Source organism: Streptomyces sp. NPDC020422 (genome assembly GCF_044386705.1).
Classification (GTDB): Bacteria; Actinomycetota; Actinomycetes; order Streptomycetales; family Streptomycetaceae; genus Streptomyces.
The window spans coordinates 230330-245781 of the sequence record NZ_JBIRVJ010000010.1; the positions used below are offsets into that span (position 1 = coordinate 230330).

The window sequence follows — 15452 nt, forward strand, 5'->3', positions numbered from 1 at the left end:
TTTGCTGGAGGCTGTTGGAGGCCGCCCGCCGTGAAGAAGACCCTGACCCACCTCGCCGACGGGCGGGAGCTCCTCTACTTCGACGCCGCGGACGACACCGTCCGCGAGGCCGTCGACCACCGGCCGCTCGACCCCGTCACCTCCGCCTCCGAGGTCCGCCACGACCCGCTGCTCGGCGAGGACGTGGCCATCGCCTCGCACCGGCAGGGCCGGATCTACCACCCGCCCGCCGACAGCTGCCCGCTCTGCCCCTCCACGCCGGCCTGGCAGAGCGAGATCCCGGCCGCCGACTACGAGGTGGCGGTCTTCGAGAACCGCTTCCCCTCGCTCTCCGGCGCCAACGGACGCTGCGAGGTCGTCTGCTTCACCTCCGACCACAAGGCCTCCTTCGCCGACCTCACCGAGGAGCGGGCCGCCCTGGTCCTCGCCGCCTGGACCGACCGCACCGCCGAGCTCTCCGCCCGTCCCGGCGTCCGGCAGGTCTACTGCTTCGAGAACCGGGGCGCCGAGATCGGCGTCACCCTGGCCCACCCGCACGGCCAGATCTACGCCTTCCCCTTCACCACGCCCCGCACGGCCACCATGCTCCGCAACGCCGTCGCGCACCGCGCAGGCACCGGACGCAACCTCTTCGAGGACGTGCTGGAGCGCGAGCGGGCCGGGGAGCGGGTGGTGCTCGCCGGCGAGCACTGGACGGCCTTCGTGCCGTACGCCGCCCGCTGGCCGTACGAGGTGCACCTCTACCCGAACCGGCGGGCGGCCGACCTCACCGCCCTCGACGGGGCGGCCCGCGCGGAGTTCCCGCGGCTCTACCTCGAACTGCTGCGGCGCTTCGACCGGATCTTCGGCACGGACCAGCCGCCGACGCCCTACATCGCCGCCTGGCACCAGGCGCCGGTGGCCGGCGCCGGCCGGGAGGAGTTCGCGCTGCACCTGGAGCTTTTCACCGTCCGCCGGGCCTCTGGCAAGCTGAAGTACCTCGCGGGCACCGAGTCCGGCATGGGCGCGTTCATGAACGACGTGTCGCCGGAGTCCGCGGCCGACAGACTCCGAGAGGTGGCAAGCAGTTGAGTAAGTACCTGGTGACGGGTGGAGCAGGCTACGTGGGCAGCACGGTCGCGGCCCACCTCCTGGAGGCGGGGCACGAGGTCACCGTCCTCGACGACCTCTCCACCGGCTTCCGTGAGGGCGTTCCCGCCGGGGCGGCCTTCATCGAGGGCCGCATCCAGGACGCCGCGCGGTGGCTCGACTCCAGCTTTGACGGCGTGCTGCACTTCGCCGCCTTCTCCCAGGTCGGCGAGTCCGTCGCCAGGCCGGAGAGGTACTGGGACAACAACGTCGGCGGCACCATGGCGCTGATCGCCGCCATGCGCGAGGCCGGCGTGCGCCGCCTGGTGTTCTCCTCGACCGCCGCCACCTACGGCGAGCCGGAGACCGTGCCGATCACCGAGGCCGCGCCGACCGCGCCGACCAACCCCTACGGCGCGACCAAGCTGGCCGTCGACCACATGATCACCGGCGAGTGCGCCGCCCACGGCCTCGCCGCGGTCTCGCTGCGCTACTTCAACGTGGCCGGCGCCTACAAGGAGTGCGGCGAGCGGCACGACCCCGAGTCGCACCTCATCCCGCTGGTCCTGCAGGTCGCCCTCGGGCAGCGCGAGGCGATCAACGTCTACGGCGACGACTACCCGACGCCCGACGGCACCTGCGTGCGCGACTACATCCACGTCGCGGACCTCGCGGAGGCCCATCTGCTCGCCCTGGACGCGATGACCGAGGGCGAGCACCTGATCTGCAACCTCGGCAACGGCAACGGCTTCTCCGTGCGGGAGGTCGTCGAGACCGTCCGCAAGGTCACCGGCCACCCGGTGCCCGAGGTGATGGCCGAGCGCCGCGCCGGTGACCCGGCCGTGCTCGTCGCCTCGGCCGACACCGCGCGCGAGCGCCTCGGCTGGAACCCGTCCCGCCCGGATCTGGCGGCCATCGTCGAGGACGCCTGGGCGTTCGCGCGCAAGAAGGAGCAGGGGCAGGCATGAGAGACGTCGCGGCGGAGTTCGGCGCGCTGTACGGAGCGGCCCCCGACGGGGTCTGGGCCGCTCCCGGGCGGGTCAACCTGATCGGTGAGTACACCGACTTCAACGAGGGCTTCGTGCTCCCGCTGGCTCTGCCGCACACGGCCGTGGCCGCCGTCTCCCGCCGGGACGACGGGGTTCTGCGGCTGCACTCCGGCGACGTCGGGGGCGGCGTCGTCCAGCTCGACGTCGACGCCCTGGAGCCGCTGTCCGGGGCCTCGGGATACGGCTGGGCCGCGTATCCGGCCGGTGTGGTGTGGGCGCTGCGGGCGGCCGGGCACGCGGTGACCGGCGCCGACGTCCACCTCGCGTCGACGGTGCCGACCGGCGCCGGACTCTCCTCGTCGGCCGCGCTGGAGGTGGTCACGGCCCTCGCGCTGAACGATCTGTTCGGGCTCGGGCTGTCCCGGCCCGAGCTCGCCGTGATCGCCCAGCGCGCGGAGAACGCCTTCGTGGGCGTGCCGTGCGGGGTGATGGACCAGATGGCCTCCGCGTGCGCCACCGAGGGCCACGCCCTGCACCTGGACACGCGCGACCTGTCGTACCGGCAGGTGCCGTTCGACCTGGCCGCCCGGGGGCTCTGCCTGCTGGTCGTCGACACGCGGGTGAAGCACGCGCTCGGGGACGGCGCGTACGCGGAGCGGCGCGCCGGGTGTGAAGCGGGTGCGCGGGCGCTCGGCGTGCGCGCGCTGCGCGACGTTCCCGCCGCGCAACTGTCCGATGTGCTCGCGCGTTTGGGTGATGAAACGGTTCGCCGCTATGTCCGGCACGTCGTCTCCGACAACGACCGGGTCGAGCGGGTGATCGCCCTCCTCGACGCCGGGGATCCCCGCGCGGTCGGCGCCCTCCTCACCGAGGGCCACGCCTCGCTCCGTGACGACCTGCGCGTCTCCTGTGCCGAGCTGGACCTCGCGGTCGAGGCGGCGAACGCGGCGGGGGCGCTCGGCGCGCGGATGACCGGCGGCGGCTTCGGCGGCTCGGCGGTCGTCCTGGTGGAGGCGGACGCGGCGGACGCGGTCGCCGCCGCGGTCGCCAAGGCCTTCGCCGAGGCGGGCCACACCGCACCCGGCGTCTTCCCGGCGGTCCCGTCGGCGGGCGCGCGCCGGGTGGCCTGAGGCGCCCGGTCCGGTCACCGCGACCGGCCGGGTTGACGATCCGTCAGGTCCCCAACTCCCCCCAACTGCGCACACTTCCGCGATTCGGCTTCCGTCGGCCCGCCGCGCCCTTACCCTGGTGCGCAGCGCCGGTGGGGGCCGGTGCTGATCAGGGGTATCGAGACCCGCCGGGTACGGCGCCCGGGGCGGGGGTAACTGTCATGGCACGGCGGCGGCTGTGCGTTCGGCGGTGCCCGCCCCCGGCGTCGTGCCCGCGCCGGGCCGTTCCTCGACACTTGGGGGTGTCCGTGGCCCGTATCCGGGTTCTGGTGGTCGACGACCACCGCATCTTCGCCGAGTCGCTCGCAGCCGCCCTCGCGGCGGAGCCCGACGTCGACGTCACCGCCGCGGGCAGCGGCCCGGCCGCTCTGCGCTGCCTGGACCGCGGCGTGGGGGAGGGGCGGCGGTTCGACGTGATGCTCGTCGACGCCGACCTCGGCGGGGGCGACGGGATCGCCCTGGTGGCCGGCGTGCGCGAGGGGCGGCCCGGGCTGCGCAGCGTGGTCCTCGCGGAGCGGGACGACGCCCACCGGGCGGCGCTCGCGCTGCAGGCCGGCGCCTGGGGGTGGGTGGCCAAGGACTGCTCGCTGCAGCGGCTGCTCGCCGTCGTGCGCGGGGTGCTGCGGGACGAGACCCATCTGCCGCCGGCGCTGCTCACGGGAGTCCTGCGGGAGCTGACGGAGGCGCGCAAGCACCGTACGGAGAGCGAGCGGCTGGTGGAGTCGCTGACCCCGCGCGAGCGGGAGGTGCTGCGCTGCATGGTGGCCGGTCTGGGCCGCAAGGCGGTCGCGGAGCGCCTCTTCCTGTCCCCGCACACCGTGCGGACCCATATGCAGAACGTGCTGGGCAAGCTGGGCGTGCACTCGACGCTGGCGGCGGTGGCGCTGGCGCGGCGGGCCGGGGTGGGTCCGGTGGAGGACGCGGGGCCGGTGGTGGTCCCCGCGCCGGTGCTAGCCGGGGACGTTGTCGAACGGGGCGGTCAGCTGGCGTAGCAGGGCGGCGAGCTCGCTGCGCTCGGTGCGGGAGAGCCGGGCCAGGATGGCCCGCTCCTGGGCGAGGAGGCCGGCGAGCGCCTGGTCCGCGCGGTCGCGGCCCTCGGGCGTGAGGCGGACCAGGACGCCACGGCGGTCGCTGGGGTCGGGCAGGCGCTCGACCAGGCCCTTCTTGGTGAGCCGGTCGATGCGGTTGGTCATGGTGCCCGAGGTGACCAGGGTCTGGGTGAGCAGCTGGCCGGGGGAGAGCTGGTAGGGCGCGCCGGCCCGGCGGAGCGAGGTCAGGACGTCGAACTCCCAGGGCTCCAGCTGGTGCTCGGAGAAGGCGAGACGACGGGCGCGGTCGAGGTGCCGGGCCAGGCGTGAGACACGGCTGAGCACCTCGAGCGGTTCCACGTCGAGGTCCGGGCGCTCGCGGCGCCATGCAGCGACCAGTCGGTCGACCTCGTCCTCCATGACGATCAGTGTAGAGGGTCCCTTGACATAAAGTCTCTTGGTATTAAGTCTCTCTACGTCAAGTATCTTGATATAGAGATATAGTCTGCTGGACTATGGGGAAGAGACCGGGCCGGAACTCCGTTCCGCTTCGGCTATTCGTTCCAGCAAGGGGGCTTCGAACATGCATTCCGTGGAATCCGCCGCACCGACATGGGACCCACAGCAGTACCTGCGTCACGCCGGTCACCGCACCCGACCGTTCCTCGACCTGCTCGCCCGAATACCGCAGCTGCCCAACCAGAACCGGCCGGCCCGGGTCGCCGACCTCGGCTGCGGACCCGGCAACGTCACGGTGCTGCTCGCCGACCGCTGGCCCGACGCGCACATCACCGGCCTCGACCTCTCGCCCGAGATGCTGGAGCGGGCCGAGAAGGACTGGGCCGGCACCACGGCGGGGGGCGGCTGGATCGACTTCCGGGCGGCCGACGCGGCCCACTGGACGCCGGAGGAGCCGTACGACCTGATCGTGTCCAACGCGGCCCTTCAGTGGGTGCCGAACCACCCGGAGTCCTTCGCCGCGTGGATCGCCGGACTGCGGCCCGGCGGCACCCTCGCCTTCCAGGTCCCCGGCAATTTCACCTCGCCCAGCCACGCCCTGCTCGGCGAGCTCTGCGAGACCCCGGAGTGGCGCGAGCGCGTCGGCGACCAGGGCCGGCGTTTCGTCCACATCCTCGAACCGGCCGACTACCTCCAGCGGCTGACCGACCTCGGCTGCGAGACGGACGTCTGGGAGACCACCTACCACCAGATGCTCACCGGCGAGGACCCCGTCCTCGACTGGGTCAAGGGCACCGCGCTGCGGCCCGTCCTGACCGCCCTGAAGGACGACCGCGCCGCCACCGAGGCCTTCCTCGACCAGTACCGCGAACGGCTCCGCGAGGCCTACCCGCCGGGCCCGCACGGCACCGCGTTCCCGTTCCGGAGGATCTTCGCCATCGCCAGGAAGGCCGCCTGATGCTGTTACCCGTCGACCACGTCCGGCTCGCCGCCCCCATCGGAGGCGAGGACCTGCCGCGCGCCCACCACGGGGACGTCCTCGGCACGACCGAGATCCCGAAGCCGCAGGTCCCCGCCGCACGAGGAGGCTGCCGGTTCGCCGCGGCCGACGGAGCCGTCCGGCTCCACCCGGGGGCCCTGGCCGGCTCCCGCCCCGCCCGCACGGCCCACCCGGGCCTGCGGGTGACGGGAATCCGGGACTACGCGGACTACGCGGCCCGCCTGGAGAAACGCGGGGGCAGAGTCCTCTGGGACGCCCGTCTGCCAGGCCACCGGCGCCGCCACGCCGAAGACCCGGTCGGAAACCGTCCGGAGTTCCCGGAGCCCCTGGAATGACCCACCCGGCGTGCGGCCGGCCCCGGCCGGCCGCACCCTTGGTCCATGACCGCCCGCAACTCCCCGACGGGCCCGCCGCCCGGGCCCCGGTCGGGGCCGCCCGACCGGAGACCCGCGGGCGCGCGCCGACCGCTGTGGACCCACGCGGTCACGGCCACCGCCGGCCTCGGCGTCGGGGTCCTGATCGGGCTGGTCCTCGCCGATGACGGCGGGTCGGCCGGGGCCGTGGGCCCCACGGTCACCGTCACCGCCACGCCGCCGCCCGGAGCGGACGGCACCACCCCGGCCGGCGACACCGTATCGGGACCGCCCGACACCGGTACGGCCGCGCCCCGCGGCACGATCCCCGGGGACGGCACCTTCTTCGTCGGCAAGGAGGTGGCGCCGGGCACGTACCGCAGCGACGGACCCGCCGACCCCAACGTGCCCTACTGCTCCTGGGCGCGGCTCAAGGGCACCACCGGGAACCCCGGCGACCTGCTCGCCGCCGACGGTTCGAAGGGGCCGCTCACGGTGACCGTGCTCCCCTCCGACGTGGCGTTCAAGACCGAGGGGTGCAAGCCCTGGCGCAGGGCCGGCTAGGCCTCAGCTCTTGCGGTGCCCTATCAACCGCGGCTTCTGCTCCAGGCCGTCCAGGCCGTGCCAGGCCAGGTTCACCAGGTGCGCCGCCACCTCCGCCTTCTTCGGCTTGCGGACGTCCAGCCACCACTGGCCGGTCAGGGCCACGCTGCCGACCAGGGCCTGGGCGTACAGCGGGGCGAGCTTCGGATCGAAGCCGCGGGCCTTGAACTCCAGGCCCAGGATGTCCTCGACCTGCGTGGCGATGTCGCTGATCAGCGAGGCGAAGGTGCCCGTCGACTGGGCCACCGGAGAGTCGCGGACCAGGATGCGGAAGCCGTCCGTGTAGCGCTCGATGTAGTCGAGCAGCGCGAAGGCCGCCTGCTCCAGCAGCTCGCGCGGGTGGCCGGCGGTCAGCGCCCCCGTCACCATGTCGAGGAGCTGGCGCATCTCGCGGTCCACCACGACCGCGTACAGGCCCTCCTTGCCGCCGAAGTGCTCGTACACCACCGGCTTGGACACCCCGGCCTTCGCCGCGATCTCCTCCACCGACGTGCCCTCGAAGCCCTTCTCCGCGAAGAGCGTGCGACCGATGTCGAGGAGCTGCTCGCGGCGCTCGGCGCCCGTCATCCTCACCCGGCGGCCACGCCGGGGCTTCGGTTCGCTCGTACTGCCTGCACTGCCGTCGATCGCCACGTCTTCCATCATGCCGCGTCGGCGGGTGCGCCCTGGCGCCGGGCTTCGATGCGGGCGGCCGCCGGCCAGCGCACGTCGGAGGCCCAGCCCAGCTGCTCGAACCAGCGGATCAGCCGCGCGCTGGAGTCGACCTGGCCCCTCAGCACGCCGTGCCGGGCCGAGGTCGGGTCCGCGTGGTGCAGGTTGTGCCAGGACTCGCCGCAGGACAGCACCGCGAGCCACCACACGTTGCCCGAGCGGTCGCGCGACTTGAAGGGACGCTTGCCCACCGCGTGGCAGATCGAGTTGATCGACCAGGTGACGTGGTGCAGCAGCGCCACCCGGACCAGGGAGCCCCAGAAGAACGCCGTGAACGCGCCCCACCACGACATGGTGACCAGACCGCCGACCACCGGCGGGATCGCCAGCGACACCACCGTCCACAGCACGAACTGGCGCGAGATCCGGCGGATCGCCGGGTCCTTGATCAGATCGGGCGCGTACTTGTGCTGCGGCGTCTGCTCCTCGTCGAACATCCAGCCGATGTGCGCCCACCACAGCCCCTTCATCAGGGCCGGCACCGTCTCCCCGAACCGCCACGGCGAGTGCGGGTCGCCCTCGGCGTCCGAGAACTTGTGGTGCTTGCGGTGGTCGGCGACCCAGCGCACCAGCGGCCCCTCGACCGCCAGCGAGCCCATGATCGCCAGCGCGATCCGCAGCGGGCGCTTCGCCTTGAACGAGCCGTGCGTGAAGTAGCGGTGGAAGCCGATCGTGATGCCGTGGCAGCCGATGAAGTACATCGCCGTCATGAGGCCGAGATCCAGCCAGCTGACCCCCCAGCCCCACGTCAGCGGCACCGCCGCGAGCAGGGCGAGGAAGGGCACCGTGATGAACAGCAGCAGCGTGATCTGCTCGACCGAACGCTTGCTGTCACCGCCCAGCGTGGCGGAGGGCAGTTCCGGGGCGGCCGGAGCGGTCTCGCGCGCCGTGGGTTCCGAGGTCACGTCGGGGCTGATGGTCATGGGCGTCCCAGGGGGTGAGGATGAGGGATACGTGGGGAGATGAGCGGATACGCACGGATATGCACGGATGCGTCATCGATGCGTACGGAAAGGGAGCCATAGGCTACGGTCCCGTAACCTACGGCGACGTAAGTATGGCAGCGCGTCGGCGCGCGGCAAGAGCGCCTAAGCCGGGGCGTTGCCCGCGCCGCGGCGACCGACACCTATCCTGTGTGCGTCGGACAGCGCGGTCCGCAAGCCTCCAGTACCCCTCCAGACGTGCTCAAACACTGCAAGGAGCCGCACCTGTGAGCAGTGCCGACCAGACCTCCACCGCCAGCGCCGAACTGCGCTCCGACATCCGCCGACTGGGCGACCTGCTGGGCGAGACGCTCGTCCGCCAGGAGGGCCCGGAGCTCCTGGACCTCGTCGAGAAGGTCCGCCGCCTCACGCGCGAGGACGGCGAGGCCGCCGCCGAGCTGCTGCGCGGTGTCGAGCTGGAGACCGCCGCCCGCCTGGTGCGCGCCTTCTCCACCTACTTCCACCTCGCCAACGTCACCGAGCAGGTCCACCGCGGTCGCGAGATGCGCGAGAAGCGTGCCGCCGAGGGCGGGCTGCTCGCCCGGACGGCGGACATGCTCAAGGAGGGCGACCCCGCCCACGTACGCGAGACGATCAAGAACCTCAACGTACGGCCGGTGTTCACCGCCCACCCGACCGAGGCCGCCCGGCGCTCCGTCCTCAACAAGCTGCGCCGCATCGCCGCGCTCCTGGAGACGCCGGTCATCGAGGCCGACCGGCGCCGGCTCGACCTGCGGCTCGCCGAGAACATCGACCTCATCTGGCAGACCGACGAGCTCCGCGTGGTCCGTCCCGAGCCCGCCGACGAGGCCCGCAACGCCATCTACTACCTGGACGAGCTGCACGCCGGCGCCGTCGGCGACGTCCTGGAGGACCTCGCCGCCGAGCTGGAGCGGGTCGGCTTCGAGCTGCCCGCCGGCACCCGCCCTCTCACCTTCGGCACCTGGATCGGCGGCGACCGCGACGGCAACCCCAACGTCACCCCGCAGGTCACCTGGGACGTGCTGATCCTCCAGCACGAGCACGGCATCACCGACGCCCTCGAACTCGTCGACTTCCTGCGCGGACTGCTCTCCAACTCCATCCGCTACACCGGCGCCACCCAGGAGCTCCTGGACTCCCTCCAGGCCGACCTGGAGCGCCTCCCGGAGATCAGCCCCCGCTACAAGCGCCTCAACGCCGAGGAGCCCTACCGGCTCAAGGCCACCTGCATCCGCCAGAAGCTCGTCAACACCCGCGAGCGCCTGGCCACCGGCACCCCGCACGTCGAGGGCCGCGACTACCTCGGCACCGCCGAGCTGCTCCGCGACCTCACCCTGATCCAGACCTCGCTGCGCGAGCACCGCGGCGGCCTGTTCGCCGACGGCCGGATGGACCGCACCATCCGCACCCTGGCCGCGTTCGGCCTCCAGCTCGCCACCATGGACGTCCGCGAGCACGCCGACGCCCACCACCACGCCCTCGGGCAGCTCTTCGACCGGCTCGGCGAGGAGTCCTGGCGCTACGCCGACATGCCCCGCGACTACCGGCAGAAGCTGCTCGCCAAGGAGCTGCGCTCGCGCCGCCCGCTGGCCCCCACGCCGGCCCCGCTGGACGCGGCCGGGCAGAAGACCCTCGGCGTCTTCCACACCGTCAAGGAGGCCTTCGAGCGCTTCGGCCCCGAGGTCATCGAGTCCTACATCATCTCGATGTGCCAGGGCGCCGACGACGTCTTCGCCGCCACCGTCCTGGCCCGCGAGGCCGGTCTGATCGACCTGCACGCCGGCTGGGCCAAGATCGGCATCGTGCCGCTCCTGGAGACCACGGACGAGCTCAGGGCCGCCGACGTCATCCTCAACGACATGCTGGCCGACCCCTCCTACCGGCGCCTCGTCTCGCTGCGCGGCGACGTCCAGGAGGTCATGCTCGGCTACTCCGACTCCTCGAAGTTCGGCGGCATCACCACCTCCCAGTGGGAGATCCACCGCGCCCAGCGCCGGCTCCGCGACGTCGCCCATCGCTACGGCGTGCGGCTGCGCCTCTTCCACGGCCGCGGCGGCACCGTCGGCCGCGGCGGCGGCCCCTCGCACGACGCGATCCTCGCCCAGCCCTGGGGCACCCTGGAGGGCGAGATCAAGGTGACCGAGCAGGGCGAGGTCATCTCCGACAAGTACCTCATCCCGTCGCTGGCCCGCGAGAACCTCGAACTGACCGTCGCGGCCACCCTCCAGGCCTCCGCCCTGCACACCGCGCCGCGCCAGTCCGACGAGGCGCTGGCCCGCTGGGACGCGGCCATGGACACCGTCTCGGAAGCCGCGCACACCGCGTACCGCCAGCTCGTCGAGGACCCCGGCCTGCCGGCGTACTTCCTCGCCTCCACCCCCGTCGACCAGCTCGCCGACCTGCACCTGGGCTCACGGCCCTCCCGCCGCCCGGGCTCAGGCGTCTCCCTCGACGGACTCCGCGCCATCCCCTGGGTGTTCGGCTGGACCCAGTCCCGCCAGATCGTGCCCGGCTGGTTCGGCGTCGGCTCCGGCCTCAAGGCGCTGCGCGAGGCCGGCCTCGACCCGGTCCTCGGCGAGATGTACGAGCACTGGCACTTCTTCCGCAACTTCCTCTCCAACGTCGAGATGACGCTGGCCAAGACGGACCTGCGGATCGCCCGCCACTACGTCGACACCCTCGTCCCGGACGAGCTCAAGCACATCTTCGACACCATCGAGGCCGAGCACGCGCTCACCGTCGAGGAGGTCCTCAAGGTGACGGGCGGCGAGAAGCTGCTCGACTCCAACCCGGTGCTCCAGCAGACCTTCGCCATCCGCGACGCCTACCTGGACCCGATCTCCTACCTCCAGGTCGCCCTCCTCGCCCGCCAGCGCGCCGCCGCCGAAAGCGGCGAGGAGCCGGACCCGCTGCTCGCCCGCGCCCTCCTGCTCACGGTGAACGGCGTGGCGGCGGGGCTGCGCAACACCGGCTGACGCTCTCCGGATACGGCAGTGCCCCCGCGGGCTTCCCCGCGGGGGCACTGTCATGACGGCGTGTCGCGTCAGTGCTGCTGCGCCTTGCGACGACGGCTCACCAGGAACGCACCGGCACCCGCGAGGGCGACGGCGACGGCGGCGAGGATGCCGACGGGGGCGCTGGAGCCCGTCTCGGCGAGACCGCCGCCGGCGGAGTCGCCCTTGTCACCGGGGGCGGTGGTGGCGCCGGCCGGGGTGGAGGCGGACGGCGACTCGGAGGAGCCGGGCGTCTCGGTGCCGGGGGTGCCGGACGGCGTGCCCGTGGGGGTGCCGGACGGGGTGCCCGAGGGGGTGCCGGACGGCGTCTCGGACGGGGTGCCCGAGGGGGTGCCGGACGGGGTGCCCGTGGGGGTGCCGGGGTTCTCCTCGCCGGGCTCGCAGTCGGTCTTGAAGACCTTGTGCTTCGCGCGGCCGTTCTCGCCCTCGAAGTTCCAGAACAGCTTGTACTGGCCGTTCGGGAGGGTCATGTCCGCGGTGCGCTCGTGGCCGTCACCGTCGAGGACGATGGTGCCTTCCTTGACCGTGGTGCCCTTGTCCTGGTCGTTGTTGGCCCAGGCCTCGATGTGCCACTCGACCTTCTGCTCGGCGTCGAAGCCGAACGCGTCCAGGTAGAAGGAGCAGACCTTCGGCTGGTTGGCCTTGATCTCCTCGCCGGTCTTCGAGTCGTGGATCTTCACGGTGCCGTTGTCACCGTGCGGGTTGCCACTGGCGGAAGCCGCCGGAGCCAGAACGAGGGAGCCCGCAACGGCTGCGACGAGCGCGCCGGCGGAGATGAGGGAACGTCGCATGTGCTGTCGTCCATCTGTGGGATGAGGTTTGCCGTGGGAGGTGGCGGGGGCAGCCTATCCGTAGCTTTAAGTCATCCTTAAGCCAAAGGGTCATAACGATCCAGCAGGATCACGCCGCGCTGTCTGAAAAGAATCAGAGCGCGAAGAATGCGCCCAGCAGAACAGCCGCCCCCGCCCCCGCGGCCGCCCACCCCGTCCGCGGCAACCGCATCCCGCCACCCACCAGCGGCGCCGCCAACAGCAGCGCCCCGCCCAGCGGGAGCCACGCGTGCAGACCGCCGCCCCAGCCCGCCCGGACCGCCTCGTCCGTGCCCGGCTTCACCACCACCGGCAGCGTCTCGCCCTCCTCCGCCGCCACCGAGTGCGCGATCCGCACCGCCCGCAGCCGCGAGGCCGGATCGTCCGGTACGTAACGGCCGCTGCACGTCTCCTCGTTGCAGCCGGTCACCGTCAACGTGCCGTGCTCACGGCCCTTCGGCAGCAGCACGTGCTGCGCCGTGGCCCAGGAGGACCAGGCGCCCGCGACGAGCAGGAGCAGGACGACGAGGGCCATGGCGGCATTACGGGCGAGCGTCATGACCCGCGATCGTACAGTCGTACCGGCCGGGGGCCAGGGGCCGTCCTACGAGTTGTACGCCGACTGCGCCCGCTCCAGGCCCTCCGTCACCAGGCACTCCACCGCGTCCGCCGCCCGGTCCACGAAGTAGTCCAGCTCCTTGCGCTCGGTCGACGAGAAGTCCTTCAGAACGAAGTCCGCCACCTGCATCCGGCCCGGCGGACGCCCGATGCCGAACCGCAGCCGGTGGTACTCCGCACCCATCGACTTCGTCATCGACTTCAGGCCGTTGTGCCCGTTGTCCCCGCCGCCGAGCTTCAGCCGCAGCACCCCGTAGTCGATGTCCAGCTCGTCGTGGACCGCCACGATGTGCGCCGTCGGCACCTTGTAGAAGTCGCGCAGCGCCGTCACCGGGCCGCCCGACAGGTTCATGTACGACAGCGGCTTCGCCAGCACCACCCGGCGGTTTGCCGGCCCGGGCGGACCCATCCGGCCCTCCACCACCTGCGCCTGCGCCTTCTGCGCCCGCTTGAACTTGCCGCCGATCCGCTCGGCCAGCAGGTCCGCCACCATGAAGCCCACGTTGTGCCGGTTGCCCGCGTACTCCGGGCCCGGATTGCCGAGGCCGACGATCAGCCAGGGGGCGTTCGCGTCGTCCGTCATCTGCGTCACGTCTCCTCGAATGCGTACAGGTCCGTCTTGCGTCCGGACAGAAAGAAACGGGGTGCCGGGCCGTTTCCGGCCCGTCACCCCGTCACGTCAGGCAGAGCCTACGGCTCAGGCCTCGGCGCCCTCGGCAGCCTCGGTCTCGCCCTCGGCGGCCGGCTCCTCGGCCTGCGCGGCCAGGACCTGCAGGACGACGGCGTCGCCCTCGGTCACCAGGGTGACGCCCTTGGGCAGCGCGATGTCCTGCGCCAGGACGGAGGCGCCGGCCTCCAGGCCCTCGACGGAGACCGTGACGGCCTCGGGCAGGTGGGTGGCCTCGGCCTCGACCGAGAGGGTGTTCAGAACGTGCTCGAGCAGGTTGCCGCCGGCGGCCAGCTCGCCCTCGGCGGTGACCGGAACCTCGACGGTGACCTTCTCGCCGCGCTTCACGAGAAGCAGGTCGACGTGCTCCAGGAAGCCCTTCAGCGGGTCACGCTGGGCGGCCTTCGGGATCGCCAGCTCGTTGCGGCCCTCGATGTCCAGGGAGAGCAGGACGTTCGGGGTACGCAGCGCCATCGACAGCTCGTGGCCCGGGAGGGTCAGGTGAACCGGCTCGGAGCCGTGGCCGTAGAGGACACCGGGAACCTTGGCGTCACGGCGGATCTTGCGGGCGGCGCCCTTGCCGAACTCGGTGCGGATCGAAGCGGCGAGCTTGACCTCGGACATGTGCACTCCTCGTAGTGTGGTGACGAAAGACGACTGTCACCCGGCCACGACTGGCGATGGCCTGCTACGAAGAGCGCGTCGATAACGGACCGCCGGAATCCACAGGATCCGGCCTCCCTCGCCGAGCAACCACGACAGTCTAGCCGCAGCCCACCGCCCGCCCAAATGGATCACCCCCGGTCAGCCCCAGCACCTTCGCCGGCCCTGCCCACCCTGCGCCACGAGGCCGGCGTCGTGGAGTACCCGAACGGCGGCCGGTCGCGATCGGACACGGGGACACGGGGTACACGAGGACATGAGTAAGGGCCGCTCCCCACGGGGAAGCGGCCCCTACTCAAGCCCTAAACGGAACGGCGGCTCAGTGCTCCTCGAAGAGGCTCGTCACCGAACCGTCCTCGAACACCTCACGCACCGCACGCGCGATCGTCGGCGCGATCGACAGCACCGTGATCTTGTCCAGCTCCAGCGAGCTCGGGTCCGGCAGCGTGTCCGTGAACACGAACTCGCTCACCTTCGAGTTCTTCAGACGATCGGCGGCCGGCCCCGACAGGATGCCGTGCGTCGCCGTCACGATGACGTCCTCCGCACCGTGCGCGAACAGGGCGTCCGCCGCCGCGCAGATCGTGCCCGCCGTGTCGACCATGTCGTCCACCAGGACACACACACGGCCCTTCACGTCACCGACGACCTCGTGGACCGTCACCTGGTTGGCGACGTCCTTGTCACGACGCTTGTGCACGATCGCCAGCGGCGCGTCCAGACGGTCGCACCAGCGGTCCGCGACCCGCACCCGACCGGCGTCCGGAGACACGATCGTCAGCTTCTTGCGGTCCACCTTCGCACCCACGTAGTCCGCGAGGACCGGCAGCGCCGACAGGTGGTCCACCGGACCGTCGAAGAAGCCCTGGATCTGGTCCGTGTGCAGGTCGACCGTCAGGATGCGGTCCGCACCCGCGGTCTTCAGCAGATCCGCGACCAGACGGGCCGAGATCGGCTCGCGGCCACGGTGCTTCTTGTCCTGACGGGCATAGCCGTACGACGGGATGATCACGGTGATGCTCCGGGCCGAAGCCCGCTTCAGAGCATCGATCATGATCAGCTGCTCCATGATCCACTTGTTGATCGGAGCCGTGTGGCTCTGGATCAGGAAGCAGTCCGCGCCACGCGCCGACTCCTGGAAGCGGACGTAGATCTCACCGTTGGCGAAGTCGAAAGCCTTGGTCGGCACGATGCCGACACCCAGCTGGTGTGCGACCTCCTCGGCCAGCTCGGGGTGGGCGCGGCCGGAGAAGAGCATCAGCTTCTTCTCGCCGGTCGTCTTGATCCCGGTCACAGCACTGTCTCCTCGACGGTTTCTCTGGCCGCGGATCCCCGC

Annotated in this window: 16 protein-coding genes; 8 read left to right on the forward strand and 8 right to left on the reverse strand. The window is 71.9% G+C overall.

Annotated features, from left to right (window positions below):
• The first annotated feature begins 30 nt into the window (after nucleotides 1–30).
• The 4 genes from galT to ACH414_RS27290 all read left to right on the forward strand — a co-directional run bounded on the left by galT (nucleotide 31) and on the right by ACH414_RS27290 (nucleotide 4218).
• Nucleotides 31–1071, forward strand: a complete 1041-nt coding sequence (galT, locus tag ACH414_RS27275) for a galactose-1-phosphate uridylyltransferase (protein ID WP_391769869.1) — start codon at nucleotides 31–33, stop codon at nucleotides 1069–1071.
• Complete coding sequence (gene galE / locus ACH414_RS27280) at nucleotides 1068–2036, forward strand: UDP-glucose 4-epimerase GalE (RefSeq protein WP_398943728.1); 969 nt, start codon at nucleotides 1068–1070, stop codon at nucleotides 2034–2036. Before galT ends, galE begins: the two co-directional genes overlap by 4 nt.
• Entirely contained in the window at nucleotides 2033–3187 is a 1155-nt protein-coding gene (gene galK, locus ACH414_RS27285) for a galactokinase (RefSeq protein ID WP_382541967.1), read from the forward strand. The genes galE and galK overlap by 4 nt, the downstream gene beginning before the upstream one ends.
• Nucleotides 3188–3474: 287 nt before the next feature.
• Nucleotides 3475–4218 carry a LuxR C-terminal-related transcriptional regulator gene (locus ACH414_RS27290; RefSeq protein WP_398943730.1) on the forward strand — a complete coding sequence of 248 codons (744 nt, stop codon included), beginning with the start codon at nucleotides 3475–3477 and terminating at the stop codon, nucleotides 4216–4218.
• Here the strand turns inward: ACH414_RS27290 and ACH414_RS27295 are convergent.
• Nucleotides 4177–4674, reverse strand: coding sequence for a MarR family winged helix-turn-helix transcriptional regulator (locus ACH414_RS27295; protein WP_382541972.1), 498 nt, complete (start codon nucleotides 4672–4674; stop codon nucleotides 4177–4179). The two genes, ACH414_RS27290 and ACH414_RS27295, sit on opposite strands and share 42 nt — an antisense overlap.
• A 163-nt stretch (nucleotides 4675–4837) precedes the next feature.
• Between ACH414_RS27295 and ACH414_RS27300 the strand changes: the two genes are divergently transcribed.
• The 3 genes from ACH414_RS27300 to ACH414_RS27310 are packed head-to-tail and all read left to right on the forward strand — an operon-like array spanning nucleotide 4838 to nucleotide 6630.
• Nucleotides 4838–5671 (forward strand): trans-aconitate 2-methyltransferase, encoded by an 834-nt coding sequence (locus ACH414_RS27300; RefSeq protein ID WP_382541975.1) that lies wholly within the window; start codon nucleotides 4838–4840, stop codon nucleotides 5669–5671.
• Nucleotides 5671–6048 carry a glyoxalase gene (locus ACH414_RS27305; protein ID WP_386566232.1) on the forward strand — a complete coding sequence of 126 codons (378 nt, stop codon included), beginning with the start codon at nucleotides 5671–5673 and terminating at the stop codon, nucleotides 6046–6048. Before ACH414_RS27300 ends, ACH414_RS27305 begins: the two co-directional genes overlap by 1 nt.
• A 45-nt stretch (nucleotides 6049–6093) precedes the next feature.
• Nucleotides 6094–6630, forward strand: coding sequence for a hypothetical protein (locus ACH414_RS27310; RefSeq protein WP_398943732.1), 537 nt, complete (start codon nucleotides 6094–6096; stop codon nucleotides 6628–6630).
• A 3-nt stretch (nucleotides 6631–6633) separates the two neighbouring features.
• On the opposite strand, the gene ACH414_RS27315 is transcribed toward ACH414_RS27310, so the two are convergent.
• Together ACH414_RS27315 and ACH414_RS27320 are read right to left on the reverse strand one after the other, a co-directional pair.
• Nucleotides 6634–7314, reverse strand: a complete 681-nt coding sequence (locus tag ACH414_RS27315) for a TetR/AcrR family transcriptional regulator (protein ID WP_382541983.1) — start codon at nucleotides 7312–7314, stop codon at nucleotides 6634–6636.
• Nucleotides 7311–8303, reverse strand: coding sequence for an acyl-CoA desaturase (locus ACH414_RS27320; protein ID WP_382541985.1), 993 nt, complete (start codon nucleotides 8301–8303; stop codon nucleotides 7311–7313). Before ACH414_RS27320 ends, ACH414_RS27315 begins: the two co-directional genes overlap by 4 nt.
• A gap of 287 nt (nucleotides 8304–8590) precedes the next feature.
• Between ACH414_RS27320 and ppc the strand changes: the two genes are divergently transcribed.
• Nucleotides 8591–11320, forward strand: coding sequence for a phosphoenolpyruvate carboxylase (ppc, locus tag ACH414_RS27325; RefSeq protein WP_382541988.1), 2730 nt, complete (start codon nucleotides 8591–8593; stop codon nucleotides 11318–11320).
• Nucleotides 11321–11388: 68 nt separating this feature from the next.
• Here the strand turns inward: ppc and ACH414_RS27330 are convergent, their stop codons facing one another.
• The 5 genes from ACH414_RS27330 to ACH414_RS27350 all read right to left on the reverse strand — a co-directional run bounded on the left by ACH414_RS27330 (nucleotide 11389) and on the right by ACH414_RS27350 (nucleotide 15410).
• The gene (locus ACH414_RS27330) at nucleotides 11389–12150 is read right to left on the reverse strand and encodes an LPXTG cell wall anchor domain-containing protein (RefSeq protein WP_382541991.1); all 762 of its coding nucleotides are present in this window, start codon (nucleotides 12148–12150) and stop codon (nucleotides 11389–11391) included.
• A gap of 133 nt (nucleotides 12151–12283) precedes the next feature.
• Nucleotides 12284–12727, reverse strand: coding sequence for a hypothetical protein (locus tag ACH414_RS27335; protein WP_382541994.1), 444 nt, complete (start codon nucleotides 12725–12727; stop codon nucleotides 12284–12286).
• Nucleotides 12728–12772: 45 nt separating this feature from the next.
• Nucleotides 12773–13369 carry an aminoacyl-tRNA hydrolase gene (gene pth, locus ACH414_RS27340; protein WP_382542238.1) on the reverse strand — a complete coding sequence of 199 codons (597 nt, stop codon included), beginning with the start codon at nucleotides 13367–13369 and terminating at the stop codon, nucleotides 12773–12775.
• Between the two features lie 114 nt (nucleotides 13370–13483).
• Nucleotides 13484–14077 (reverse strand): 50S ribosomal protein L25/general stress protein Ctc, encoded by a 594-nt coding sequence (locus tag ACH414_RS27345; RefSeq protein ID WP_382541996.1) that lies wholly within the window; start codon nucleotides 14075–14077, stop codon nucleotides 13484–13486.
• A gap of 358 nt (nucleotides 14078–14435) precedes the next feature.
• Nucleotides 14436–15410, reverse strand: coding sequence for a ribose-phosphate diphosphokinase (locus ACH414_RS27350; RefSeq protein WP_382541999.1), 975 nt, complete (start codon nucleotides 15408–15410; stop codon nucleotides 14436–14438).
• Nucleotides 15411–15452: the final 42 nt, after the last annotated feature.

Excerpts from the sequence above, each read along its gene's own strand:
- galK (WP_382541967.1), top strand. The coding sequence starts at position 2,033 with ATGAGAGACGTCGCGGCGGAGTTCGGCGCGCTGTACGGAGCGGCCCCC.
- ACH414_RS27295 (WP_382541972.1), bottom strand. The coding sequence starts at position 4,674 with ATGGAGGACGAGGTCGACCGACTGGTCGCTGCATGGCGCCGCGAGCGC.
- ACH414_RS27300 (WP_382541975.1), top strand. The coding sequence starts at position 4,838 with ATGCATTCCGTGGAATCCGCCGCACCGACATGGGACCCACAGCAGTAC.
- ACH414_RS27305 (WP_386566232.1), top strand. The coding sequence starts at position 5,671 with ATGCTGTTACCCGTCGACCACGTCCGGCTCGCCGCCCCCATCGGAGGC.
- ACH414_RS27310 (WP_398943732.1), top strand. The coding sequence starts at position 6,094 with ATGACCGCCCGCAACTCCCCGACGGGCCCGCCGCCCGGGCCCCGGTCG.
- ACH414_RS27315 (WP_382541983.1), bottom strand. The coding sequence starts at position 7,314 with ATGATGGAAGACGTGGCGATCGACGGCAGTGCAGGCAGTACGAGCGAA.
- ACH414_RS27320 (WP_382541985.1), bottom strand. The coding sequence starts at position 8,303 with ATGACCATCAGCCCCGACGTGACCTCGGAACCCACGGCGCGCGAGACC.
- ACH414_RS27330 (WP_382541991.1), bottom strand. The coding sequence starts at position 12,150 with ATGCGACGTTCCCTCATCTCCGCCGGCGCGCTCGTCGCAGCCGTTGCG.
- ACH414_RS27335 (WP_382541994.1), bottom strand. The coding sequence starts at position 12,727 with ATGACGCTCGCCCGTAATGCCGCCATGGCCCTCGTCGTCCTGCTCCTG.
- pth (WP_382542238.1), bottom strand. The coding sequence starts at position 13,369 with ATGACGGACGACGCGAACGCCCCCTGGCTGATCGTCGGCCTCGGCAAT.
- ACH414_RS27345 (WP_382541996.1), bottom strand. The coding sequence starts at position 14,077 with ATGTCCGAGGTCAAGCTCGCCGCTTCGATCCGCACCGAGTTCGGCAAG.